Annotated in this window: 23 protein-coding genes and 2 pseudogenes; 9 read left to right on the plus strand and 16 right to left on the minus strand. The window is 59.7% G+C overall.

Features of this window, described 5'->3' with window-relative positions; translation table 11 throughout:
* Positions 1-203: pseudogene (locus WAW39_RS13885) on the plus strand (hypothetical protein); the annotation flags it as partial.
* 55 nt (positions 204-258) lie between these two features.
* Here the strand turns inward: WAW39_RS13885 and WAW39_RS13890 are convergent.
* The 5 genes from WAW39_RS13890 to WAW39_RS13910 all read right to left on the minus strand — a co-directional run bounded on the left by WAW39_RS13890 (position 259) and on the right by WAW39_RS13910 (position 5,337).
* Positions 259-606: a hypothetical protein gene (locus WAW39_RS13890; protein ID WP_422319799.1), complete on the minus strand. Its 348-nt coding sequence runs from the start codon at positions 604-606 to the stop codon at positions 259-261.
* Positions 607-695: 89 nt separating this feature from the next.
* Positions 696-1,283, minus strand: coding sequence for an RES family NAD+ phosphorylase (locus WAW39_RS13895; protein WP_422319800.1), 588 nt, complete (start codon positions 1,281-1,283; stop codon positions 696-698).
* 370 nt (positions 1,284-1,653) lie between these two features.
* The gene (locus WAW39_RS13900) at positions 1,654-2,988 is read right to left on the minus strand and encodes a DUF1501 domain-containing protein (protein WP_422319801.1); all 1,335 of its coding nucleotides are present in this window, start codon (positions 2,986-2,988) and stop codon (positions 1,654-1,656) included.
* 105 nt (positions 2,989-3,093) lie between these two features.
* Positions 3,094-4,311, minus strand: coding sequence for a hypothetical protein (locus WAW39_RS13905; protein ID WP_422319802.1), 1,218 nt, complete (start codon positions 4,309-4,311; stop codon positions 3,094-3,096).
* Positions 4,312-4,380: 69 nt separating this feature from the next.
* Positions 4,381-5,337 (minus strand): D-alanyl-D-alanine carboxypeptidase family protein, encoded by a 957-nt coding sequence (locus WAW39_RS13910; RefSeq protein ID WP_422319803.1) that lies wholly within the window; start codon positions 5,335-5,337, stop codon positions 4,381-4,383.
* 133 nt (positions 5,338-5,470) lie between these two features.
* On the opposite strand from WAW39_RS13910, the gene WAW39_RS13915 reads away from it, so the two are divergent.
* Positions 5,471-6,358: a peptidylprolyl isomerase gene (locus WAW39_RS13915; protein WP_422319804.1), complete on the plus strand. Its 888-nt coding sequence runs from the start codon at positions 5,471-5,473 to the stop codon at positions 6,356-6,358.
* A gap of 33 nt (positions 6,359-6,391) precedes the next feature.
* On the opposite strand, the gene WAW39_RS13920 is transcribed toward WAW39_RS13915, so the two are convergent.
* Positions 6,392-6,940 (minus strand): hypothetical protein, encoded by a 549-nt coding sequence (locus WAW39_RS13920; protein ID WP_422319805.1) that lies wholly within the window; start codon positions 6,938-6,940, stop codon positions 6,392-6,394.
* 51 nt (positions 6,941-6,991) lie between these two features.
* Between WAW39_RS13920 and WAW39_RS13925 the strand changes: the two genes are divergently transcribed.
* On the plus strand, positions 6,992-8,125 hold the full coding sequence (locus WAW39_RS13925) for a PQQ-binding-like beta-propeller repeat protein (RefSeq protein WP_422319806.1): 1,134 nt from the start codon (positions 6,992-6,994) through the stop codon (positions 8,123-8,125).
* A 298-nt stretch (positions 8,126-8,423) separates the two neighbouring features.
* Here WAW39_RS13925 and WAW39_RS13930 read toward each other — a convergent pair.
* The 3 genes and pseudogenes from WAW39_RS13930 to WAW39_RS13940 all read right to left on the minus strand — a co-directional run.
* A pseudogene (locus WAW39_RS13930) lies at positions 8,424-8,759 on the minus strand (HEPN domain-containing protein); the annotation flags it as partial.
* Positions 8,760-8,784: 25 nt separating this feature from the next.
* On the minus strand, positions 8,785-9,105 hold the full coding sequence (locus WAW39_RS13935) for a nucleotidyltransferase domain-containing protein (RefSeq protein ID WP_422319807.1): 321 nt from the start codon (positions 9,103-9,105) through the stop codon (positions 8,785-8,787).
* Between the two features lie 192 nt (positions 9,106-9,297).
* Positions 9,298-9,861: a cupin domain-containing protein gene (locus tag WAW39_RS13940; protein ID WP_422319808.1), complete on the minus strand. Its 564-nt coding sequence runs from the start codon at positions 9,859-9,861 to the stop codon at positions 9,298-9,300.
* A gap of 230 nt (positions 9,862-10,091) precedes the next feature.
* Here WAW39_RS13940 and rsmD point away from each other — a divergent pair, with 230 nt between their 5' ends.
* Together rsmD and WAW39_RS13950 are read left to right on the plus strand one after the other, a co-directional pair.
* Positions 10,092-10,673: a 16S rRNA (guanine(966)-N(2))-methyltransferase RsmD gene (rsmD, locus tag WAW39_RS13945; protein WP_422319809.1), complete on the plus strand. Its 582-nt coding sequence runs from the start codon at positions 10,092-10,094 to the stop codon at positions 10,671-10,673.
* Entirely contained in the window at positions 10,654-11,979 is a 1,326-nt protein-coding gene (locus tag WAW39_RS13950) for a 3-deoxy-D-manno-octulosonic acid transferase (protein ID WP_422319810.1), read from the plus strand. The genes rsmD and WAW39_RS13950 overlap by 20 nt, the downstream gene beginning before the upstream one ends.
* Before the next feature lie 9 nt (positions 11,980-11,988).
* Here the strand turns inward: WAW39_RS13950 and WAW39_RS13955 are convergent, their stop codons facing one another.
* A complete protein-coding gene (locus tag WAW39_RS13955; protein ID WP_422319811.1) occupies positions 11,989-12,900 on the minus strand; it encodes a nucleotidyltransferase family protein in 912 nt (303 codons plus the stop codon).
* 182 nt (positions 12,901-13,082) lie between these two features.
* Here WAW39_RS13955 and WAW39_RS13960 point away from each other — a divergent pair, with 182 nt between their 5' ends.
* From WAW39_RS13960 to WAW39_RS13975, 4 genes are all read left to right on the plus strand, one after another.
* Positions 13,083-13,787 (plus strand): zinc ribbon domain-containing protein, encoded by a 705-nt coding sequence (locus WAW39_RS13960; protein WP_422319812.1) that lies wholly within the window; start codon positions 13,083-13,085, stop codon positions 13,785-13,787.
* A 188-nt stretch (positions 13,788-13,975) separates the two neighbouring features.
* Positions 13,976-15,421, plus strand: a complete 1,446-nt coding sequence (locus WAW39_RS13965) for a hypothetical protein (protein ID WP_422319813.1) — start codon at positions 13,976-13,978, stop codon at positions 15,419-15,421.
* Between the two features lie 4 nt (positions 15,422-15,425).
* Positions 15,426-15,734, plus strand: coding sequence for an AbrB/MazE/SpoVT family DNA-binding domain-containing protein (locus tag WAW39_RS13970; RefSeq protein ID WP_422319814.1), 309 nt, complete (start codon positions 15,426-15,428; stop codon positions 15,732-15,734).
* Entirely contained in the window at positions 15,731-16,123 is a 393-nt protein-coding gene (locus tag WAW39_RS13975; protein ID WP_422319815.1) for a PIN domain-containing protein, read from the plus strand. Before WAW39_RS13970 ends, WAW39_RS13975 begins: the two co-directional genes overlap by 4 nt.
* 53 nt (positions 16,124-16,176) lie before the next feature.
* Here the strand turns inward: WAW39_RS13975 and WAW39_RS13980 are convergent, their stop codons facing one another.
* The 6 genes from WAW39_RS13980 to WAW39_RS14005 all read right to left on the minus strand — a co-directional run bounded on the left by WAW39_RS13980 (position 16,177) and on the right by WAW39_RS14005 (position 21,649).
* Positions 16,177-16,695, minus strand: coding sequence for a hypothetical protein (locus WAW39_RS13980; protein ID WP_422319816.1), 519 nt, complete (start codon positions 16,693-16,695; stop codon positions 16,177-16,179).
* Between the two features lie 97 nt (positions 16,696-16,792).
* Positions 16,793-17,653 carry a peptide chain release factor N(5)-glutamine methyltransferase gene (gene prmC / locus WAW39_RS13985; RefSeq protein WP_422319817.1) on the minus strand — a complete coding sequence of 287 codons (861 nt, stop codon included), beginning with the start codon at positions 17,651-17,653 and terminating at the stop codon, positions 16,793-16,795.
* Positions 17,654-17,713: 60 nt separating this feature from the next.
* The gene (locus WAW39_RS13990) at positions 17,714-18,292 is read right to left on the minus strand and encodes a 5-formyltetrahydrofolate cyclo-ligase (RefSeq protein WP_422319818.1); all 579 of its coding nucleotides are present in this window, start codon (positions 18,290-18,292) and stop codon (positions 17,714-17,716) included.
* Between the two features lie 80 nt (positions 18,293-18,372).
* Positions 18,373-19,611, minus strand: a complete 1,239-nt coding sequence (locus WAW39_RS13995; protein WP_422319819.1) for a dihydrolipoamide acetyltransferase family protein — start codon at positions 19,609-19,611, stop codon at positions 18,373-18,375.
* A 29-nt stretch (positions 19,612-19,640) separates the two neighbouring features.
* Positions 19,641-20,606: an alpha-ketoacid dehydrogenase subunit beta gene (locus tag WAW39_RS14000; protein ID WP_422319820.1), complete on the minus strand. Its 966-nt coding sequence runs from the start codon at positions 20,604-20,606 to the stop codon at positions 19,641-19,643.
* A complete protein-coding gene (locus WAW39_RS14005; protein ID WP_422319821.1) occupies positions 20,603-21,649 on the minus strand; it encodes a thiamine pyrophosphate-dependent dehydrogenase E1 component subunit alpha in 1,047 nt (348 codons plus the stop codon). Before WAW39_RS14005 ends, WAW39_RS14000 begins: the two co-directional genes overlap by 4 nt.
* Positions 21,650-21,800 lie beyond the last annotated feature (151 nt).

Below are 21,800 nucleotides of genomic sequence, written 5' to 3' on the forward strand. Positions count from 1 at the left end.
TGCCCGACCTGCTCTCCACCGCCGTGGCCCTGCATGCTCTGGATGCCGTGCAGGCGGATTACTCCCGCCTCAAGGAACCCTGCCTCGACTTTGTCGATTCACTCTGGAATGCCACCGGCGGCTTCCACGGCAACTGGACCGATGACATGCTGGACTGCGAGTACACCTACTACGGCATGCTGGCGCTGGGGCATCTGGCGTGAATACTCATCTGCTCCAGCTACCGCCTTTTTCCGCTGAAGTTCTTCAGAGACGGGTTCACGCAAAGGCTCCGTGGCGGGTCTGATGGATCATCTCCCATATCACATCTCTTTCACCGTTCTCGATCAGCGTCCACGGGCTGCGGTCTTTGAAGCCTGGATTGGGTTTTTGCAACCATGCAGACAGATCCTCCGCCGGGATCAATTCCAGCAATGCCTTCACAAGGCGCACGGCTTCTGTGACCTGCGCCTGCACTGGAGCGGAAAGCTTTTTTTGCTTTTCATAGGTGGCAAGGGTCCGCTCCGAAAAATTGGATAGCCGCGCAAAGACACACCGATTTAAACCGATGTTTCTGCGCCATACGAACAACGCGGTCCCGCTCTCCCTGGCCTGCTGCCAAGTCACGGGCTTCTGGGTCGCAGCGCTTCTCATGAGACAACCATGCCTCTGACGCCCGGGACGCGCAACAACAATCCTGCAAAATTGCAGGATTGTTAAGGCGATATCACTTCTTGATCCACTTCAAACTGGCTGCCCGGTAGCAAATTTTCAGGGAAAACGAGTGCGTTCGCGCCAGAGGAATCTGCGGCGCTCGGGACGATGACCGCTTCGAAACCGGCGTCAGCGAAGGCTTTCCCCCAAGCCTGTGTGATGGACTCCTGGCCCGACTGGTTCTCTACCCGCCAGTCCAGATGGCGAATGGTGTCTTCGGAGAGTTGCAGTATCCGGCGCACCTTTCCGTCCCGCAGATCAAGCACGCACCTGGCTTTGAACTTGAGGGCCACCAGTGTGCGAGGAAGAGCCTTGCTGGGCGGCAGCGCGTAATAACGCACATGAGCCTGCGCTTCTGCCAGTGCGGTCTCCGGCGTAAGCGCGGTATAGCTCAATCTGGCAGCTCCCTTGGTGTGCCATCTGCCCGAGGAGTGCAGGGCACCGGCACCGCTCGTAATGTCAGCGGCTTTTGAGTAGGTGGGATTGACGAAGCGGTACAGCATCTCATTGCAGCTCACATCACAAGTGTTGCCGATGGTTTTCAGCCGATGCTCCAGTTTTGAGCTGTCTGGGTGAACGGTAGTCTTCACGGGTGGGTACTGTCGTCTGACTGGCGTTCTTTTATAAGATAGCTATGCCCACGCTGAACAAATTAAGCGCAAAATGCGCTGGCAGACTTCGGGCAGAAGTCATCCCAGGCTGTCGGCGCGTGCCTGAAACTCCCTCTTCTCGAAGAAAGATAAGGGCATGATCCCTCGTCATGGACGGAGAGAGGGAAAACCGCTAGGGGTACGCTGGATAGATCGAACTCCGCATTGCCTGAAACAATCTGAGATCAAGGACGAGTTCGAGCAGGAGGACTAGGACGATTACAGAGGAGAGGAGGCCTGGCGCGGTACCCAGGCACAAAAAACCCGGACATCGCTGTCCGGGTTCTCTGAATCAGTTGGCGACCTCGAATTACGCGAGGGCTTCCGTGAGGATGCGACCACCGTTGACGATGTCGATCGGGCGACCGCCGTCAGCCATGATGCGCTTCTCGCTGTTGATGCCGAGGAGGCGATACATGGTCTTGGCAAGATCTTCAGGACCCACGGCATCGCGGTCGGGCTCACCACCGAGGGCGTCAGACGCACCGTGGATGTAGCCTTCCTTCATGCCGCCACCAGCCATGGCGACGGAGAACACGCGTGGCCAGTGGTCACGGCCGTTGGTGCCATTGACCTTGGGTGTGCGGCCGAATTCGGAGCTGACCATGACGAGCGTGCGCTTGAGCATGCCGCGATCTGCGAGGTCGGTGATGAGGCGGGCGAAGGCCTGATCGAAGTTCGGAGCCTGACCGGTGAAGGCGTCCTTGATGTTGGAGTGGTGATCCCAGCCACCGTAGTTGACGGAGACCATGCGGACACCGGCTTCAACCAGACGGCGGGCCAGCAGGAAGCGCTGACCGGCGGTGTTGCGGCCGTATTCGTCACGCAGCTTGTCGGATTCCTTGGTGAGGTCAAAGGCTTCACGGGCCTGCTTGCTGCTGATCAGGCCATAGGCGGCCTGGTAGAAGCTGTCCATGGCGCTGATGGAGTCGGCTTTTTCCACGGCTTTGAAGTGCTCGTCCACGGTGCCCAGAAGATTGCGGCGGCGGTCAAAGCGCTTCTCATCCACGTCTTTCGGGGTGAGGAGATCACGCACGGTGAAGCCTTTGTCAGCAGGATCGCTGCCGAGGGCGAAGGGACCGAAGGCGCTGCTCATGTAGCCGGTGCCCTGATCAGGAGCGACCATGTTTGGCACCACCACATAAGGAGGCAGATTGTTGCGGCTGCCCTGCTCGTGGGAAATGACGGAGCCAAAGCTTGGGAACTTGATCGCCGGGCTTGGACGGTAGCCGGTGAACATGTTGTGCGTGCCACGCTCATGGGCGGCTTCACCGTGGGTCATCGAACGGATGACGGTGAGCTTGTTCATGATCTTGGCGATGTTCGCGAACTTCTCACCGACGTATTCGCCGGGGATGGAAGTCTTGATCGGGGTGAACGGACCACGATAGTCAGGCGAGGCAAAGGGCTTCGGATCCCAGGACTCATGCTGTGCCATGCCACCTGGAAGGTAGATGTGAATGATGGAATCAGCGACGGGCTTGAAGGTTTCCACTTCAGGCATGACCTGCGCGGCCTGCAGGCGGAGCATCTCAGGCAATGTCAGGCCGAGGCCGCCGAGCATGCCGACGTAGAGGAAGTCACGACGGCTGGCACCGGAGCGCAAATCAAGGTGATTGCCTTGGCAGAGTGAGTGCATTTTCATAAAGTGAAGGAGGGGTGTTGTTGCTGGATTCGAGAGGAAATACGGGTCCCCCCTGAGGTTCTTGCATATCTTGCGAAAAATGATGCCAATCTTGGTTGCCAGCTCTCAGGGGGTCACCCAGCCAGCCTGCACCAGATCACTGATCCAGACCTGAAAATCCACCGGGGAATCCGGGGGAAATTTGAGCCGCAGAATCATCGGCACGGTGGCGTCCTCACTCAGTTGCAGCTGGTAGTCCAGCGCCTTGGCGATCGGGCCGCCCTTCTCAGCATAGCCATAGACCACCTTGGCCCCGGGTTCGGAAATGTTGCGCAGGCTGTAGCACTGGAGCTTGGAGGGACTCCCAAACTGATTTTCGAAGTGCCCCGCAGGAGAAACGAACACCCGAAAGAGCGTGGGGGCGGCCTGCTTCAATTCAAGGAAATCCGACCAGCCCATCTCACCTGCACCCACGAAGGACTCCCAGTCCACACGCGGCCCCGCCGCAGAGTGCTCCACCGTGGCAACGCGCCGGCCACCGCCTTCGAAAACCACCACATGCTGGCTGAACTTGGGGGAGAGTTCCTTCGCTTCAACGATGGAATCAAACGCCTGCGGGCCATCCGCATTCTTCGAATAGTAGAAGCTCATCAGCGGCGCCACGCGCAGGCGGTCACGCACCAGCATGACACGCTCTTTCCAAGTGGGAGTTTCCAGAAACTTGCCGATCACTTCCTCCGCAGCAGCCAGCTTCGCCAGGTCTCCGCCCGTTACTTGGGGCAGGGCGCTGGCGGTTTTGAGGCTCTCACTGCCGGGTGGGCGAAACACCAGATTGCCAGAATTCACCTGGGGCATCGGCTCTTCAGGCTGCATCAGCGCCACATCAGGCGGCAGTACCATCTTTCCACCGTTTTCATTCTGCGCTTTCGCCCCCCCCGCTTTGGCCAGTTTGGATGCAAGCGATTCAGTTTTCTTGGCCGGTGAAGGCATCAAGCTCCAGACCACAAGCAGAATCACGATGACGCCCACCACACCCGCGCCGATCATCAACTTACGCCGAAACTGCCGGATCTCAGGATCCATGCGCATGCGGTCAAAGGCATCCCCGGGCAGCGGCTGAGGTTCTTGAAAAGCAGCCGGACCTGGACTCGGAGCTGGTGGTGCGTTTGTCGGCTCATTCTGCGTCATCAGCAGCGCACGGCGCTTCGTCTTGGTGGTCTTCTCCGCCATCTGCAGCATCACCATCTGCCCGCACTCAGGACAGGGGCGCGAGCGCGTCACTGAAGAAACCTGGATTTCGACAGTTTTTTCGCAGTGAGGACAAACGAGGGTGGTGGCCGGCATTCTTGGCTGGACGTTGATGAAGGGTGGGCACTCTGGCGGCAGGAAGGAACCGCCGCAACTTGTGGTTGGTCAATTTCCCGTCCACACATCCGCTGTGAAGGCGCCACCGGAGCGCAGCCGCTGCAATCCCCATCTCATCATGATGCGGGCGTCCTCCCAGATGTACTTCGTCTTGGTGCCGAGCTGCACCAGGATCACCTCCCGCCCGCCGCTGGCGGCACTGGAGATCAGACAACGCCCGCTGGCCACGGTGTAGCCAGTTTTCATGCCGTTGCACTCAGGCATGGCGCCCAGCAGTTCATTGGTATTCGTGAGCGCGACCACACGCCCGTCCGCACGCCGGAAGCTAAAGTGCTTCCGCCGCACCACATCACGGATCACCGCATTGCGATACGCCGCCATCGCCACCCGGGCCATGTCACGTGCGGTGGAGTACTGCCCGCCCACCGTGAGGCCGTGGGGGTTTTTGAAATTGGAGTTCGCGCAGCCCAGCGCGCGCGCCTTGGCATTCATTTTGGCCGTGAAGGCGCTGATGCTGCCTGCGTTGTCACGCGCCAGAACATTCGCCACATCATTCGCGCTCTTCACCAGAAAGGCATAGAGCAGTTCACGGCGCGAGTAGACCTCACCCGGTCGGATGCCCAGCCGCGTCGGCTCCACGGCCACGTCGGAGGATTGCACGCGCACCATCTTGTCCAGATTTCCCGCATCCAGCACCACCAGGGCGGTCACCAGCTTTTGCGTGCTGGCCACCCCACGTGCGGTTTCAAAACTACGCCCTGCCAGATGCTGCCCGGTGCGTGCATCCAGCAGCAGGTAGGAGGCGGCACGGATCGCGGGGCCGGAGGTGGCCACGAGCATGGTCCGCTCTGGCAGCATCACCGGCATGATCTGCGCACTGTCGCCCTCGGCATACATATGCTGGGAATTAGGTGCGACCGGGATGGCACGCACCACTCCCTGCGCTGCACAGCTTGCCAGCAGCCCTGCGGCCGCCCCTGTCATCAAAAGGTGGATCAATCTCATCATCGTGAAGGAACGCCAGACCAGCCCGCAGTTTTCATGCCGGGCCAAGCAACCATGGCGCGCTGCATCTAGGCCACCCCGGGTTTGTTGTCAAACCTTGCGCCCTCCGCGCCGCGCTCCATGTTCGGCCCATATGGCACTAATCATCAACGGCGAACACATCGACGACGAAATCATTGAAGCGGAATTCCGCCACATCAAAAGTCACTACGAGCGCACCCTCCAGGTGGCCTGCTGTGAGCGTGACCCAGAATTCCGCGGCATCGCCAAGGACAACCTCACCTCCCGCGCCCTCCTGGGTCAGGAAAGCCGCCGCCGTCACCCTGAGGTTTCTGAGGAAGACATCACGGCACGCCTGACCAAGCTCATGGACGAAGCCGGTGGCGAAACGCAGTTCTACATGAACATCGGCATGCAGGTCAAAGACGAGGCGCTCGTCCGCGAGAACGTGGCAGGCGGTGTCCGGCTGGACAAAACGCTGCAGGAAATCTACGCCCCTGAGCCGGAGCCGACCGAGGCCGAGCTGAGAGCCTGCTATGAGGCCAATCTCAAGCACTACATGACCGAGGAAGAGATCCAGGCCTCCCACATCACCAAAGGTCTCTCAGGTGCGACCAGCCGTCAGGAGATTTATCAAGCCATGCGCGATGTCCGCTCCGAGCTTCTTGCCGGAGCTGACTTCGCCAAGCTCGCGGAAGAGCATCGCTCCGGCGAGCAGCAGCAGATTGACCTTGGCTGGTTCAAGCGTGGCGAGTTCATGGAGGAGTTTGAAACCATCGCCTTCTCCATGGGCGAGGGAGAGATAAGCCCAGTCTTCAATACCCAGCTCGGCTTCCATGTCTGCACCGTCACCGGCCGCCGCCCGTCCGTGGCGCGTCCGTTCGATGAAGTGAAGGCCGATGTGAGAAACCGCTTCCTCGAAGAATACCGCGACAAAAAGTTCAACGCCCTGCTCGAAGAACTCAAAGCCACCGCCAAGGTCGAGGACACCAATCCAGAAGGAGAGAGCTGCGGGCATTGAGCGCGGACTGGATGAACTCCAGTTCCGTCCCGATCACGCCTTGGAGATCACCGACACCGGTGGGCGATAAACCGCCACCGGTTCCGGCAGCGAGTCCATGGGCGGCGGCCCGGGGAAATTGTCATCCACAAAGCGCCGCCAGGTGTCGCGTGTTTTCACCGAGATGAAGCCCTGCACGGTGTCGCCGCACTTGCCACAGATCATCACGCTGTGCAGCAGGGAGATTCCTTCGCACACGCCGGTGATCACAAAATCCTCCATGCCCGGTGCATCGCGCCGCGCACTGCACACCGCGCACGATTCCAAGCCGCGCTCCATCGTCACCTGCTCATCCTGAAACTGCGCCAGCCGCTTCTTCGACTCCTGGGAAAACTCCTCCATCATCTGCGAGCGGCAGTGATCGCACAGCGCATACTCCATCACGCATTCACCGCGCTTGTAGGCCTTGGAGATTTGAAAGCCACCGGGGAAGTCCGGCAGGGATTCGCCGCAGCGCGTGCAATTCTGAAACGGACGCTCCTCATACTCACACCGCAAGTCAGGTGGGATCGGCGGCGGCTGTTGGAGATCGTGATCAGACATCGGCTTGTTTGCAACAAAGCGCACACCATGGCAGTTTCACAGTCCAAACTCATGCGTGCCTCGCTTTTCCTCAGCCTCCTCCTCCCCGCCCTTCTGCATGCCCAAACGGCAGACTGGCCGGACTCCCGTGGCAACGCGGCCATGACGGGCACCTCCCCCGTCGAACTCAAGTTCCCGCTGGAGCTCGCCTGGCAGTTCAAGCTCATGGACAAGCCGAAGGGGCAGGCCGAAATGCTCGTCTCCAGCGCCGTCGTGCGCAACGGCAAGGTCTATCTGGGCAGCAAGGACGGCAAATTCTTCTGCCTCGACCTCGTCACCGGCAAAGAGATTTGGAAGGCCGAGGCCAAGGGGGCCTTTGACGGAGCCGCCGCCTTTGCGGGCGAACTCGTCGTCGTCGGCTGTCAGGATGGCTTCGTCTATGCCAGGAACGCCGACACCGGCAAGGAAGTCTGGAAGTTTGAAACGCAGGCCGAGATCCACGCTGCCGCCAATGCCTGGACGAATCCCGAAACCAAGGCGCAGAAAATCATCATCGGCAGCTACGACTATTCCATCTACTGCCTCGATGCCAAAACGGGCGTGAAGGAGTGGGCCGCTGAAACCGGTTACTACATCAACGGCGGCTCCGCTGTCGGAGACGGCAAAGTCGTCTTCGGCGGCTGCGACAGCGTGCTGCACGTGCATGACGTGAAGACCGGCAAGGAAGAGCGGCAGATTGAAGTGGGGGCCTACATCGGCAACAACGTCGCCATCGCCGACGGCGTCATCTACGTCAGCCATTACGGCAACCGCGTGGGAGCCTACCGCATCGCCGACGGCACCAAGGTCTGGGAATACGGCGAGCGCGACTTCGAGTACTACGCCGCACCCGCCATCTGGGAAAAGGGAGTCTTTGTCGGCGGCAGAGACAAACGCTTCCATGCCATCGACCGCGTCACCGGCGCACAGCTCTGGGAATTCCGCGCTCGTGACCGCATCGACAGCAGCGCCGTCATCTGCGCGGGCAAGGTAGCCCTCTTCGGCTGCGACGACGGCTACATCTACGCCCTCGACCTCAAGACCGGCAAAGAAGTCTGGCACAACGAAATCGGTGCCCCAGTGAAGACGTCAGCGGCAGTGGCCGGAAACTACGTGCTGTTTGGAGCGGATGACGGGGTGCTGTATGTGTTTAAGAATGGGAAGTGAGGGCGCGAAATCATTCAAATATTCATTTGCCTTTATCATGGATGTCGAGCCTATCGTTCTGATGAAGCGACCTCGCATCTCCGCAAAGAAAACGGAACTTCGCCCTTGGACACCTGAGCAGCACCGGCGCTACATCGAAACGCTGGGACCACACCTGCCAGCAATTCTCCGTTCACTGACTCGCCCACTTCTCGCAATAGGATGTGCCATTCACGGTCCAGATGCACTAATCTGGGTAACAAAACTCCTCCCTCTATGGCGATAGTTTCTCGCCTTTCGTCCCCATCTCGCTGCGCCATTACAGCCCCAACGCAAGCCGTGCTTCTTGTCGGATTGCTTTGGCATCCTTCTGGGCTGTTTTCATTTCCTGGGCGGTAGCTTCATATCCCGGATACCGAAACCTCACTGCATAACGCGTGAGCTGCTGCGCAGAGGAAACAAGGGAGGTCCACAGCGGTTCGACAGGGCTCAACAACTGGATCAGCATCTCCAAATCATGCGTCTTGGGAACATTCGCTCCCGCCTCCTCCAGCCTTGCTTTGAGGTATTTTTCAGACGCCTGCTGAAAGAGGAAGCAGGCTTGATCCCTTACGGGCGGCTTGCGCCGACGCATCAGTGACACGGCCAGTTGATAGTCCGACTCGGCCTATTTTATCCATTCACTCGTGGCTGCCTTCATACATGATCTTGCCTCGTTGAGTAACATCCAAAATGAAACTTTCCCGGTCAGCGACACGGCGCGCCAGTTTGTCATCCGGCTCCACCAGCACATCGACGGGAAAGCCCGCATGCACCTTGCGACGCACACGGGTGTCAAGGTCACGGCGGTAGCGCTGCTTTGGCATCACCACCATCACGTCCACATCCGACTCCTCTGTGGGTTTGCCATAGGCATAGGAACCGAAGAGGATGATGCGCTGCGGTTTGAATGCAGCAGCAATGCCGTCGCAGTAGCGCTGGATGTCGCCCATCGGAATCATGTGGGGAGAATAGACGGTTTGGCAGCCGGGTCAAATCGCTGTGTCCACCCGGCGGAAACCGCACACGGAGTGTGCGGACCGCTTCTCGCTGGAGACATCCATTCATTGCCCTGACAACGAAAGCCCTCACAGCCAAGGGATGCCGAAGGATCGGATGCGGCAGGAGAGGTTCTCCGCGCGCGCTCTCCGAAATCACGCCATGCTCAGTGTCTCCACGGCAGTCTCAAAATGGACCATGGCCCCGTAGCAGCCCAGTCCAGCTTTCGTCACGAGGCCTAAAAGATGACGCATTTTGCGCTTGAGGCGCCAGACGAAGGAACGGGGAATGGTGCGGTGAATGGCGAACTTCTTCACGTATTTGGGCACCGTCCACAGGGTGGTCATTCCATCCTGAAAAAGGGCGGTGTCACCGGCACGCAGGGTGTGGACCTTGCGGCCCGGGTTTTGTTCTTCGATCACCACCTCGCCTTCCAGAATCTGCACAATCTCATCCAGGCCAAACACCCACTTAAATTTGCCCGCCTGGCACTCCCAGACCGCACAGGAAAGTGTATTGTCCGCCGCGATCGCCAGGGTGGTGGCCCGTGCAATCGGGTTGCCTTCCAGAATCCAGTCGGGATTGATGGGTGCCAGCTGGAGGTCTTGCTGATGGATGGATCCCGTCTGAATCAGGGGGAAGGTGCTGGGCTTTCGGTTAGCGGGGTGAGCAGCGGTGCTGTCGTTGAACCCGAATGGTGAATGAAGAGCTTTTTCCATATTTTCCATCTTTAAAGATAATAGCCAAAATGCCTATTGTCGAGAAAACTCGTGTAGCGGAAGCCTGACACGGCTGACCAGCCATTCCTTTACTTAGGCTAAAGACGAGCCTGCAAGCAGCCAGACACACGACGATTCGACTGGCCGTGCCCTCAGGTGTTTTTCCATTGTCCATTCCTCCCGCTGCAGCCCTTTCTTGCATCCCTTCAGCCCACCGCTAAAGGAACTGGGTGCGTATCATTTCTGGCAGTGCAGGAGGGCTTGCTCTCGAAGTCCCCAAAACCGTCACCCGGCCCACGCAGGATCGGGTGCGACAGGCTGTGTTCTCGATGCTCGGGGAACTCGTCCCGGGGGCGCATGTGCTGGATCTGTTTGCCGGCACAGGAGCCATCGGCCTGGAGTGCCTGAGCCGGGGCGCGGCTTCCGCGATGTTTGTGGATGAGAACAAAGGAGCCTGCGAGGTGATCCGCCGGAACATCGCCAAGACCCGCCTCACGGGGGCCACGGTGCGCCACGGGGATGTGTTCACCATGTTGCCGCTGCTGCAACGCGACGGCAAACAGTTCGATCTCATCTTTGCCGATCCGCCGTACACGCACTGCGATGCGGACACGGATTTCGTCGCGCAACTGCTCGCTGAAGAATCTCTGCCTGCGCTGCTGCACGCGGAGAGCCACCTCATTCTGGAAAGTCACCACTTCAACCGCGAAACGAAAAGCTGGCCCGGCTGGGAGGTGCTGACTGATCGCAATTACGGCTCCACCCGCATCGTCTGGCTGCGCAAACTTCCGCATGGCATCGAAAGCGCTTAGCCTCACTCTCTACAATCTGGCGCTGCCTTTGGGGCTCGTGCTGATGCTGCCGGGAGCCATCCGCAAGATGCGCCGCCGCAATGGCCGCTGGCAGGATCTCGCCCAGCGCTTCGGCTTCTTTCCCCGTGAGACGCAGGCCGCCATCAATGCCCTGCCACAACGCGAACGCTTCTGGGTGCATGCCGTGAGCGTGGGTGAAGTGGGAGTGGCTAAAAAACTCATCAGCCGACTGCTCAAAACGAACGCCGATCTTGGCATCGTGCTCAGCACGACGACGCCCACGGGTCATGCGCTCGCTGAGGAACTGGCGGCGCAGCATGCAGGCCGCGTTGTTGCGATCTACAGTCCCATTGATCTGCCGGGTGTGGGCCGTCTCATGCTGGAGCGCATTCAGCCCACGCAGTTGGTGCTCGTCGAGGCGGAAGTGTGGCCCAACCTCACGGCCTCCGCCTCACGCCTCGGTATTCCCATTTCACTGGTCAATGCACGGCTCTCTCCGCGCAGCGAGCGCCGCTACCGCAAGTTCAGCTGGTTCATCGGGCCGATCTTTCGCATGCTGAAGCAGGTGCTGGTGCAGGAACCCGACGACGTCGCGCGCTGGCAAGGCTTTGGAGTCGATGCGGAGCGCATCCACCTCACCGGCAGCATCAAGTACGACCCTGAAGGCGCAGTGGTGCCTGCCATCAAGATCGAGGAACTGCATGCGGTGCGCGCTCTCGCCGGCATTGCCGAGGCGCAGCCCACGCTGCTGGCGGCCAGCACGCATGCGGGCGAAGAGATCGAACTCGCGCGCGTCTTCCTGCGTCTGCGAGAACAGGTGAGCAATCTCGCGCTGCTCATTGTGCCGCGCCATGTGGAGCGCCGTGCGGAAATCAGCGCTGAGTTGCAAAGCATCGGCATCTCCCCTGCCCTGCGCAGCGTGCCCAACTCAAGGGTGAATGCCAGTGCGCCCGTCTTGCTGATCGACACCACGGGCGAACTCGCCGCGTGGCAGCATCTCGCCACGCTGGTGGTGGTCGGGAAGAGCTTCCTCGCTGAAGGCGGCCAAAACCCCGCCGAGGCTGCGCTGGCGCAAAAGCCGGTGCTCTTTGGCCCGCACATGGAAAACTTCACGCCGCTGGTGGATCTGCTGCTGAAGCACCGAGGCGCGCAACAGGTCGCGGATTTTGCAGAGCTGGAATCCGCCTGCCGCACGCTGCTGCAGGATCAGGCCAAAGCAAAGCGCATGGCGCAGGCAGGCCATGATGCGCTCAAGATTCACGAAGGAGCGACGATGCGGAGCGTGGAGCGGTTGCTGCCAAACTAGGCGAGAGCTTCAGCCCCAGAGCGACTGCGGGTACTCACCCGCATCAATCAGCGCGCGGATGCTCGCGACGACTTCCGCCTTGTCTTCAGGATAGGTGACGCCGAACCACTTGCCGGTGGTTTCGAGGACACGCACATCGGCTTTGCCGGCGGCAATGAGGGCATCGACCTGAGCGGGTACGTAGCACTCGGATTTGAGCTCGGTGCCTCGCTCGGCAAGGAAGGCGGCGAAGGCGGCGCGCAGGTGCGCGAAGATGTCGGGGGTGAAGCCGAAGAAGTTCATGGACACAACTTCATTGCCGGTGAGCGGGACGTAAGCACCCTCCACCTCGCGGTTTTCCGCGCCGGTGTCGCATTTGAAAATCTTGGTCATTTCCAAGACGGTGCTCAGCATTCCATTGGCATCGCAGGTGCAGACGCCACGGGACACGCTGCCGTGATCGGAGAGGGTGTTCTTCAGGTAGAAGCCCACCATGGACCAGTGGCTTTTGCCATCCTGCGGACGAGGCTGGATGAGATCTGCGGCGATCTTTTTGAAGGCGTCCTGGCCGTAGAAGTCATCGGCATTGATCATGAGGAAGGGCTCATTCACCACCTTCTCGGCAGCGAGCAGCGCGTGCGCGGTGCCCCATGGCTTGGTGCGGCCTTCCGGCACGGTGAACCCGGCAGGAAGATCGTGCAGATCCTGAAACGCGTAATCCACGGCGATGCGGCCTGCATACTTGGAGCCGATCTGGGTGCGGAAGAGCTCCTCAAAGTCACGGCGGATGACGAAGACCACCTTGCCGAAGCCGGCGCGGATCGCATCAAAGACGGAGTAATCCAGCACCACCTCGCCCGCAGGTCCCATCGCATCGAGTTGTTTGAGGCCGCCGTAACGGCTGCCCATGCCGGCAGCGAGGATGAGGAGAGTGGGTTTCACGAGGGAATGGATTGAGGGAGTGAAGGAAATGGAAGGGGTGTACCTTTTCGCCGGGTAAGGGTCTGGTCAAGCAGTTCGAAGTTCGAGGTGGCCCTCTTCGCGGGGCAAGCGGCCAAAACCCGCACCGAACCCGACAATAGAGAGCTTGTGCTCCTTCGCCGTTTCGGCTTACATCCATGCACATGCTTCAAGACATCACGAAACTCATTCAGCTTCAGGAACGTGACCAGCGCATTCGTGCCCTGCAGAAAGACCTCAAGGACATCCCCACGATGCAAACCCGGGCCAAAATGCAGCTCGCGGGAGATCAGGCCGCCGTGGATGCCGCGAATCTGGCCATGAAGGAAGTCGAGGTGAAGATCAAAAACATTCAGCTCGATGTCCAGACGCGCCAGACCTCCATCAAGCGCCTGCAGGACCAGCAGTTCGAGACGCGCAAGAACGACGAATTCGCCGCCCTCGGTCATGAAATCAAACGCTACGAGGCCGATGTGACCAAGCTGGAAGACGGCGAACTGGAGCAAATGGAGGCCCTCGAAGCCGCCAAGGAGAAGCTGAAGGAGGCGCAAGCCAAGCTGGCTGCCACCCAGGTCCGCGTGAACGAGGAACTGAAAAATCTGGAAGAGCGGGGTGTGGGCGTGAAAAAGCGCCTCGACGATCTCAACGCCGAACGCGCCAAACTGGCCGAACCGATCGATCCTGATGCCCTGGATCTTTACACCCGCATCTTCACCAAAAAAGGCGATGCCGCCATCGTGCCGATGGAAAACGCCATGTGCGGCGGCTGCCACATGAAGGTGGTCGTCGGGGTCATCCAGTCCCTGAAGCAGTCGGAAAAGCTCACGCAGTGTGAAGCTTGTGGACGTATTTTGTATCTGGTGGAGTAAGCCGGAACGAGCAGTCTTTTTCACTCTCGCGGCGCTGGCCCTCAGCGCCGGATTCACTGCGCAACGGTGTCAGTCGATGGTAGCGGAGCGGCATGATCGCGGACAAACAGGAATGCGAAAACGATTCATCGATTTCGCCACCTCTTGACTCCTTGACCGCATGACCATTGAAAGGTCTTTTCCTTTCCATGACCTTCACCCTCGAGTCCTTCCACTTCCACGTGCTGCCCATGCACACGCGGTTCCCGTTCAAGTACGGCATCGCCAGCATGAACGCGCTGCCGCACCTCTTCGTGACGGCGAATCTGGTCGTGGATGGCAAAGCCGTGAGCGGACTCGCCAGCGAAGGCCTGCCGCCGAAGTGGTTCACCAAGAATCCGGACACGCCCTTCGAGCTCGATCTCGCGGAGATGATCGCCGTCATTCAGAATGCCTCACGCATCGCCCGGCTCGCCGCAGAAAAACCCACGGGCTTCTTCGCCTGGTGGCAGAACCTCTACGCCGAACAAAGCAACTGGGCCAAGGTCAAAGAGGTGCCCTCCCTGCTCGCCAATCTGGGCGTGAGCCTGATCGAACGCGCCGTGCTCGACAGCCTGTGCAAAGCCCTGGGCCAGCCCCTGCACGCCGTGCTGCGCTCCGATGTGCTCGGCATTGATCTCGGTGCCGTGCGCGAAGAACTGCGCGGCATGCGCGTGGAGGATGTCATCGCACCTGCACCTCTGACGCATCTGAATGCACGCCACACCGTCGGCCTCGGCGATCCTCTCAGCGCCGCCGATGGCACACTCGACGACGGCCTGCCTTACACGCTGGAGGAAAACATCCGCGCCTACGGCCTGCGCTATTTCAAAATCAAAGTCTGCGGCAAACCCGAGACCGACCTGCCACGCCTGCGCGAGATCACCCGCATCATCACCGCGAACTGCAGCTCCGGCTTCCACGCCACTCTCGATGGCAACGAGCAGTTCTACGACCTCGCCGCCTTCCGCGAATTCTACGCGACGCTCAGCGCCGATGCCGCACTGGCGCCGCTGTTCCAAAACTTGCTCCTCATCGAGCAGCCGCTGCATCGTTCACAAGCTCTGAACGATGATGTGGCTGCGACCCTGCAATCATGGACCGAAGGCCCCGGCATGATCATTGACGAAAGCGACGGCTCCCTCGCCGATCTCCCGCGCGCCCTTGATCTCGGCTATCGCGGCACCAGCCACAAGAACTGCAAAGGCATCGTCAAAGGTCTCGCCAATGCCGCGCTGCTCAAGAAGCGCACCCCGCACATTCTCGGCGGCCCCATCCTCAGCGGCGAAGACCTCGCCAACGTCGGCCCCGTGGCCCTGCTGCAGGACCTCAGCGTCATGGCCCTGCTGGGTGTCACCCATGTGGAGCGCAACGGCCACCACTACTTCCGCGGCCTCAGCATGCACTCCGCCGCCACGCAGGACGCCGCGCTCACCACCCATGCCGGATTGTACCACCGCCACGCCCAGGGCTTCGCGACTTTGATCATCGAAAATGGCAGGCTGGATCTTCAGAGCGTGAACACTGCTCCCTTCGGCTGCGGCATCACTCTCGACGTCTCCCAGTTCGAACCGCTCAACGCCTGGATCAAGCGTGGCGGGATGGGGGAGCTGTGAGGGAATGCAAATTGACGAAATCACGGAAATCAGCGAGATTCCTTGCATGACTTATTCTTCCACTCTGACTTCCAAAAATCAGACGACGCTGCCCAAGGCTATCGCAACTCTGCTGGGAGCCAAGCCCTCGTCGATTCTAGCTTATGAAGTCCTGGAGGACGGCAAGGTTCTCCTCACGACAAAGTCGGCAACCTTCAAAGATATCGCCGATACTTTTCCGAAGAAAAAACCGACCAATCCTGTCAGCATATCGGACATGAAAAATGCGGTGCTCCAAGGTGCGGCCAAAAGCTTCAAGAAATCGTCAAAATGACAGGGTTAGACACCAATGTGCTGGTGCGCTATCTCGCACAAGATGACGAAGCACAATTGCGGGCTGTGCTGACCCTGCTGCTGAAAAAGGGTGCGACCTTCTTCGTTCCAGATCTGGTGCTAATTGAGACCGACTGGGTGCTCAGCACAATCTACCAATGGAGCGCGCAAGAGATCGCCGAGGCATTTGGCCGGTTGCTAACTGTTCACAATTTGATCTTTGAGGATGAAAGCAGAATTCGTGGTGCCTTGCGTGCAATTCGCCAAGGCGCGGATTTGTCAGACGAACTCATCGTTGATCGTTGTCGCGAGATGGGGTGTAAAACCGTGGCAACTTTTGACAAAGGCATCACCAAACGACATCCGGGCTTTGCCGTGACTCCCAAGTAAGCGCCTCGGTAAATTTCTATGAAGAAGTTCCACGGTCATTGCAGCGTGGAAGCTTATCCTCCAAATTCGCACATTTCCCGTCCGGCTTCATTCGCCACAGGAAAATGATCCTTCAATTGGCGGCGGTCTGCCTCCATGAAAGCACTGCCTCCAATCATCTGTACCAAGCGCAGACGCACGGACTGCCACAAGGACATCGACCCAGGAAGAATGGGGAGACCCGTATTCCTGACAACGCACACGGCGCGGTCATCCCACAAGGCGAGCATTTTGTGATCTTTGCGATTGGTGATTTCCAGCTTCGACAGCCCGTGACGAGTACACCATTGATGAATTCGCTCCTCATCCTGAACGTTACCGGCACGAGCGGTGAAGATTTTGACGGTGCGGCCCGTTTCGATCCAATGCTTCACCCGCTTAAGCATGTGCGGCACGGGAACGCCAATGCAATGCGGCTCAGCGTCGGGGTCAGCCATGGCCAAGGTGCCATCGAGATCCACTCCGATCCAACCCCTCTTGTGATATTTTGGATGTTCGAGCAGCTCTTGGTCAATCCTTTGAATTTTCAGCATGGCTCGTACGATAACTTTCAAGTCACATCATGATGATGAAGCTTGCTTCATTTGGGCCTAGCCAAATTCAAAGGCACCTCAGTTACGCCTCCACCCATCAAGGCACAGCATCTGCAAGATGACTTGGAGGAGCCACCGCAAACACAAACCTGTGAATCCCCGCCAGATCTGCCGCTGTGCTGGCATTCAGATAGCCGAGCTCGGTGCAACGCGTCGCTACCGGCGCCCCCTGATCATGCCCCACTTCGAGCGCGATGAGCGCCCCTGAGTTGAGATGCGGCAGTGCATCATTCAGAAAGCGCTCCACGATTCGCAGGCCGTCAGGTCCGCCATCAAGAGCAAGGACGGGATCACGCTTCACCTCGATGCTGAGAGTGGGAATCTCGGCGCTGGGGATGTAGGGAAGATTGGCAACGATGACGTCGAAGCTGCCGGTGATCTTTTCGAAGAGGTCGCTGCGCAGAAGTTTGACGTTGGCACTGAGGCGCGAGGCATTGAGACGGGCGAGGTCGAGGGCGTCTTCGCTGATGTCTGCCAGGATGACTTCGCTGAGCGGCCAGGCTTTGGACAAGCTGAGCCCGATGCAGCCGGAACCGGTGGCCATGTCGAGCACGCGTGCAGGTGCGGTGGCGCATTTTTTGAGCACAAGTTCCACGAGCGTTTCCGTTTCCGGGCGCGGGATGAGGGCGCGGTGATCGCTCACAAATTCATGGCCGCAGAATTCGACGGTGCCGAGCAGATGCTGCAGCGGCTCCCCTTCCCCACGGCGGCGCAGCAACTCGCGCAGCGTCACGAGATCCTCCTCCGGCACGGGCTCGCTGAAGCGCAGGTAGAGATCCAGCCGACGACACCCCAGGACATGGGCCAGCAGATGCTCCATGTTCAGCCGGGCTTCGTCGATCTTGCGTTTCTCCAGATAGGCGGTGCCGGAGCTGACGATTTCGAGAATGAGCTTCATGAGAGGAGAAATGACGAATGCCGAATGGCTGGAATCAATGCCATCAACCACGGATGCTCACTAATCAGACGCAGCAGGCTGGATCAAGCCGGAATCAGTGATGATTTGATGGATGTGCTGATCGTGAAACTCGACGGTGATGTGATCCACAATCTGGACATCGAAGGCCACGGCGATGCGTTCGGCGCGGCATTGGGGATGAGCCAGCAGGCGGTCGTAATAGCCACCACCGCGCCCAAGTCGTTTCCCACCATGGGTGAAGGCGAGACCGGGAACGAGGATGATATCGAGCTCAGCGATGTCGATGTGCGGACATTGCGGATTCGGCTCCCAGACGTTCATCTGGCCGCGATGCAGGTCCTCCATGGAGCGCACCTGCCGTGGCTGAAGCGCCTGATGTTCGATTTGGAAGAAGCAGGTGCGGACTCCTTGTGCGTGCAAGGCAGGCAGCAGATGCGTCACGAGATCAGGCTCATTTTTCAAACCACCAAAGAGGGCAACGGTAACACCGGCAGGCCAGGTGGAGGCCAGGTGCTTGAGGTGGGCAGCGATGTGCACACTCGCCTCACTGCGCGTGGCCTCATCCATGGCACGCAGTCGTTCCCGCATGACCTGGCGCAGCGTGGGTTTGTCGTGCATGGCGTTCGCGGTTGGGATGAATGGAACGCTTGGCAGCTGGCGGGGGGCGCTGGCCGACAGACAGGAGTGTCTGTCGTACCTCAGAGCAGTTCGGGTTTCTGCAGCAGTTCGGCCACACGTTTGAGCAGGCGGCCGGCGCCCCCACCATCAAGCACGCGGTGGTCAAAGCTCAACGTCAGCTCGGCTTCGGTGACGGGGATGAACATGTTCACTTCCTCACTCCAGTGCGGCACTTTGCTGCCGGCCCCAAGGCCAAGGACGAGATTCTGCTCGGGCAGCGGGATGGGAGTGGCCCACACAATGCCGAAGGTGCCAAAATTGGTCACGGTGGCGATGCCGGGACGCTTCACATCATTTGGCAGGCGGCGTGCACGGGCCTGCTCGACGAGCTTGTTGTACGTGGGCACCAGTTTCACGAGCGGGGTCTTTTCCACTTCACGCAGGGTGGGCACCATGACGCCGTCATCCACTTCCACGGCGAAGCCGATGTCGATGGCGAGCGGATGTACGATGCGATTGCCCACCAAGCGTCCTGCGAACGCGGTGTTTTCAGCCAGCGCCAAAGCGAGGGCACGAATGACGTAGAGCGCGGGGCCGGGCTTGGGATCGGTCTTTTTGCGATGCGCGAGCATGGCATCCAGCATGATGGGGCTTCCCACAGTGGCGAGCGGGCGCGTCCAGCTGCGGCGCATGGAATCCGCCACGGCGATGCGCATGGGCGAGGCCGGCGTCATGCGGTGCTGCTCCAGCGCACGCAGGAAGGCTTCAAAATCTTCGACGGTCACACGGCCGCCTGCACCCGTGCCGGGCACGCCGGCGAGGTCGGAGGCGTTCAGACCCAGCTCCAGCATGCGGGCACGCATGCGTGGGGAAATGTAGCTCGCACCCGTGGCGCCGGCAGGAACCGGCAGGCCTCCCACAACAGGCTCGACGGTAGGCTGGCGCGTGGAGATGACGTCGTTGTCGCTGATCTTGAAGTGGAGGTTCTCCACTTCTTCTGAGCCAGCGCGGGAAGAGCTCTGCGTTGAGGCCGCAGGCTTGGGCTCATCCGTCAGACCCAGCGACTGGGCATTTTCCAAGGTGATCTCAAAAGCGGCGAGCGTGGAGCCGACGGCGTAGCTGGTCTGCGCAGTGGCCACGATCTGGCCAATGGTGCCGGCGCATGGCGCGGTGACGGCCATGGTGGCCTTGTTCGTCTCGACTTCAAAGAGATCACAGCCCGCCTCAACCACACGACCGGGCTCGACCAAAATACGAATGATGGTGGCTTCGGCGATGGACTCGCCAAGCTGAGGCATCAAGATGGGAATGGTGCGCATGACGGAATGCTGAAAAAACGGGAGGCTGATTAATTGCGCAGCAAACGCCGAAGAGCGGCCGCGATGGTGGAGGTGGTGGGACGATGCGACTTCCAGAGATTCGGATGATACGGGATCGGCGTGTCCTTGGAGTTCAGACGCATGGGTGGTGCATCCAGCAGATGGAAGCCATCTGTGGTGACGCGGGCGATGATTTCCGCCGTGACGCCGCCCCAAGGGAAGGCCTCGCCGAGGGCGAGCAGACGCCCGGTACGGGCGACGGAGGCCAGGATAGTGTCCGTGTCCATGGGCTTCACGGAGCGGAGATCGACGACTTCGATTTGATAACCATCGAGCTGCAGTTCCTCTGCGGCACGCAGGGCTTCATGCACCATGGCGCTGTACGTCACGATGGTAGCGTGGCGGCCCGGACGTGCGATGCGCGCCTTGCCGATGGGCAGCTCGCGGTCGCCGATCTGGTCGGCCTTGAGATGGTAGTAGAGGAACTTGTGCTCGCAGAAGATGACGGGGTCGTTCAGCTTCACGCTGTCCAGCAGCATCCAGTAAGCATCCTCCACCGTGGCAGGCGTGACGATCACGAGGCCGGGATAGTGCGCGTAAAGGGCCTCCATGGACTGGCTGTGAAACGGGCCGCTGCCAGCCGTGCCGCCGGAAGGCAGACGGATGGTGATGGGGCACGGCACGTTTGTGCGCCAGTAGAGCGTGGCCGCCTGATTGACGATCTGATTGAAGCCGATGGAGGAGAAATCGGCGAACTGCATCTCAATGATGGGCCGGGCACCCTCCACCGCCGCGCCTATGGCCATGCCGACCATCGCGTCTTCGCTGATGGGTGCATCAAAAACGCGGTTCGGAAATTCCTTGCTGAGGTTCTTCGTGGCTTTGAACGCGCCGCCGAAGGTGGCGATGTCCTGCCCATAGAGAAACACCGATGGATCGTCGCGCAGGGCCTCATACTGGGCCTCTCGAATGGCTTCGAGGTAAGTGATGCTCATGCTTCGTGCTGTCCCTCCACAAGCTCAGCGCAGGACAGGGCCTGCCAGTTTTCTTTGAAGGGATCAGGAGCTGGTTCTTTGGAAACTTTGGAAACGGTTTGGTCGACGTTGCGGCGCACCTCTTCATTGAGCTCGCGCAGATCGGCAGAGGACATCCAGCCGCGATCACGGGCGAAATCTTCGGCCACCTGCAGGCAGTCTCGCGCGGAGGGGCCCTGCCGCTTGGTATCAGGAATGTAGGAGGCGTCATCGTGCTCGCCATGCCCGGCCAGGCGTAGCAACGTGCCCACGATCATCTGCGGGCCGCCACCCGCGCGTGCCCTGTCGACCGCAGCCCGGAAGGCTTTCAAACAGGAGGCGAGATCCGTAGCGTCCACCGTCACGCCTTCGATGCCGTAACCCGCCGCACGATCCACCAGATTCTCACAGGCATACTGACGTGTGTTAGGCGTGGAATAGGCGTACTGATTGTTCGCAATGCTCACAATGATGGGCAGCTTTTCCACCGCCGCCATGTTCAGACCTTCATGGAAGGCACCGGTGGATGTGCCGCCATCGCCAATACTGGTCGCCCCAATACTGTCGGCCAAAGTTCCGGCCATACGCCGGGCGAAGAGCCCGCCCGCCACGACTGAAAGCAGGCTGCCCAGATGGCTGATCATGGCCAGGTGCCCTTCTTTCGGGCGTCCACGGTGAATGTTGCCATCCCGGCCGCGCATGGGGCCGGTGACCGCCCCCAGATAGGTGCGGACGCAGTCGATGATTGGCTCCCCAAAGGCAATGCGACCGGCTTGGTCACGGATCAGAGGGCCGTAGATGTCCCTGCCCTTCCGCAGTTGCACGCCCAATGCGGCACTGAAAGCTTCCTGGCCTTTGCCCAGATAGACCCCGCCGACGATACGACCGCCCGCCCGATAGAGCGAACCAAGCTTTTCTTCCAACACCCGGGACAGCAACATGTGCTGGTAGGTGAGGAGAAATTGATCGCGAAAATCGGCTGTCAGGTCGGTTTCGACGCAGTTAATCGGTGAAGCTAGTGCCACGAGGTATATTTGGTATCAAGCGCAGCAGTTTCGTCAATAGCGTCGCGGTAAGGAATCCGCTACTTTGGCAGAAATTTTAACGCATGTGGCATCCGTCCAGCTTCGCTTGTGACAGTTAGTTTTTAAGATTTTGAGTGACAAAAGTAAGGCA

Source organism: Prosthecobacter sp., assembly GCF_049294395.1.
Lineage (GTDB): Bacteria > Verrucomicrobiota > Verrucomicrobiia > Verrucomicrobiales > Verrucomicrobiaceae > Prosthecobacter.

Excerpts from the sequence above, each read along its gene's own strand:
- WAW39_RS13900 (WP_422319801.1), bottom strand. The coding sequence starts at position 2,988 with ATGAAAATGCACTCACTCTGCCAAGGCAATCACCTTGATTTGCGCTCC.
- WAW39_RS13905 (WP_422319802.1), bottom strand. The coding sequence starts at position 4,311 with ATGCCGGCCACCACCCTCGTTTGTCCTCACTGCGAAAAAACTGTCGAA.
- WAW39_RS13910 (WP_422319803.1), bottom strand. The coding sequence starts at position 5,337 with ATGAGATTGATCCACCTTTTGATGACAGGGGCGGCCGCAGGGCTGCTG.
- WAW39_RS13915 (WP_422319804.1), top strand. The coding sequence starts at position 5,471 with ATGGCACTAATCATCAACGGCGAACACATCGACGACGAAATCATTGAA.
- WAW39_RS13920 (WP_422319805.1), bottom strand. The coding sequence starts at position 6,940 with ATGTCTGATCACGATCTCCAACAGCCGCCGCCGATCCCACCTGACTTG.
- WAW39_RS13925 (WP_422319806.1), top strand. The coding sequence starts at position 6,992 with ATGCGTGCCTCGCTTTTCCTCAGCCTCCTCCTCCCCGCCCTTCTGCAT.
- WAW39_RS13935 (WP_422319807.1), bottom strand. The coding sequence starts at position 9,105 with ATGATTCCGATGGGCGACATCCAGCGCTACTGCGACGGCATTGCTGCT.
- WAW39_RS13940 (WP_422319808.1), bottom strand. The coding sequence starts at position 9,861 with ATGGAAAAAGCTCTTCATTCACCATTCGGGTTCAACGACAGCACCGCT.
- WAW39_RS13950 (WP_422319810.1), top strand. The coding sequence starts at position 10,654 with ATGGCATCGAAAGCGCTTAGCCTCACTCTCTACAATCTGGCGCTGCCT.
- WAW39_RS13960 (WP_422319812.1), top strand. The coding sequence starts at position 13,083 with ATGCTTCAAGACATCACGAAACTCATTCAGCTTCAGGAACGTGACCAG.
- WAW39_RS13965 (WP_422319813.1), top strand. The coding sequence starts at position 13,976 with ATGACCTTCACCCTCGAGTCCTTCCACTTCCACGTGCTGCCCATGCAC.
- WAW39_RS13970 (WP_422319814.1), top strand. The coding sequence starts at position 15,426 with ATGCAAATTGACGAAATCACGGAAATCAGCGAGATTCCTTGCATGACT.
- WAW39_RS13975 (WP_422319815.1), top strand. The coding sequence starts at position 15,731 with ATGACAGGGTTAGACACCAATGTGCTGGTGCGCTATCTCGCACAAGAT.
- WAW39_RS13980 (WP_422319816.1), bottom strand. The coding sequence starts at position 16,695 with ATGCTGAAAATTCAAAGGATTGACCAAGAGCTGCTCGAACATCCAAAA.
- prmC (WP_422319817.1), bottom strand. The coding sequence starts at position 17,653 with ATGAAGCTCATTCTCGAAATCGTCAGCTCCGGCACCGCCTATCTGGAG.
- WAW39_RS13990 (WP_422319818.1), bottom strand. The coding sequence starts at position 18,292 with ATGCACGACAAACCCACGCTGCGCCAGGTCATGCGGGAACGACTGCGT.
- WAW39_RS13995 (WP_422319819.1), bottom strand. The coding sequence starts at position 19,611 with ATGCGCACCATTCCCATCTTGATGCCTCAGCTTGGCGAGTCCATCGCC.
- WAW39_RS14000 (WP_422319820.1), bottom strand. The coding sequence starts at position 20,606 with ATGAGCATCACTTACCTCGAAGCCATTCGAGAGGCCCAGTATGAGGCC.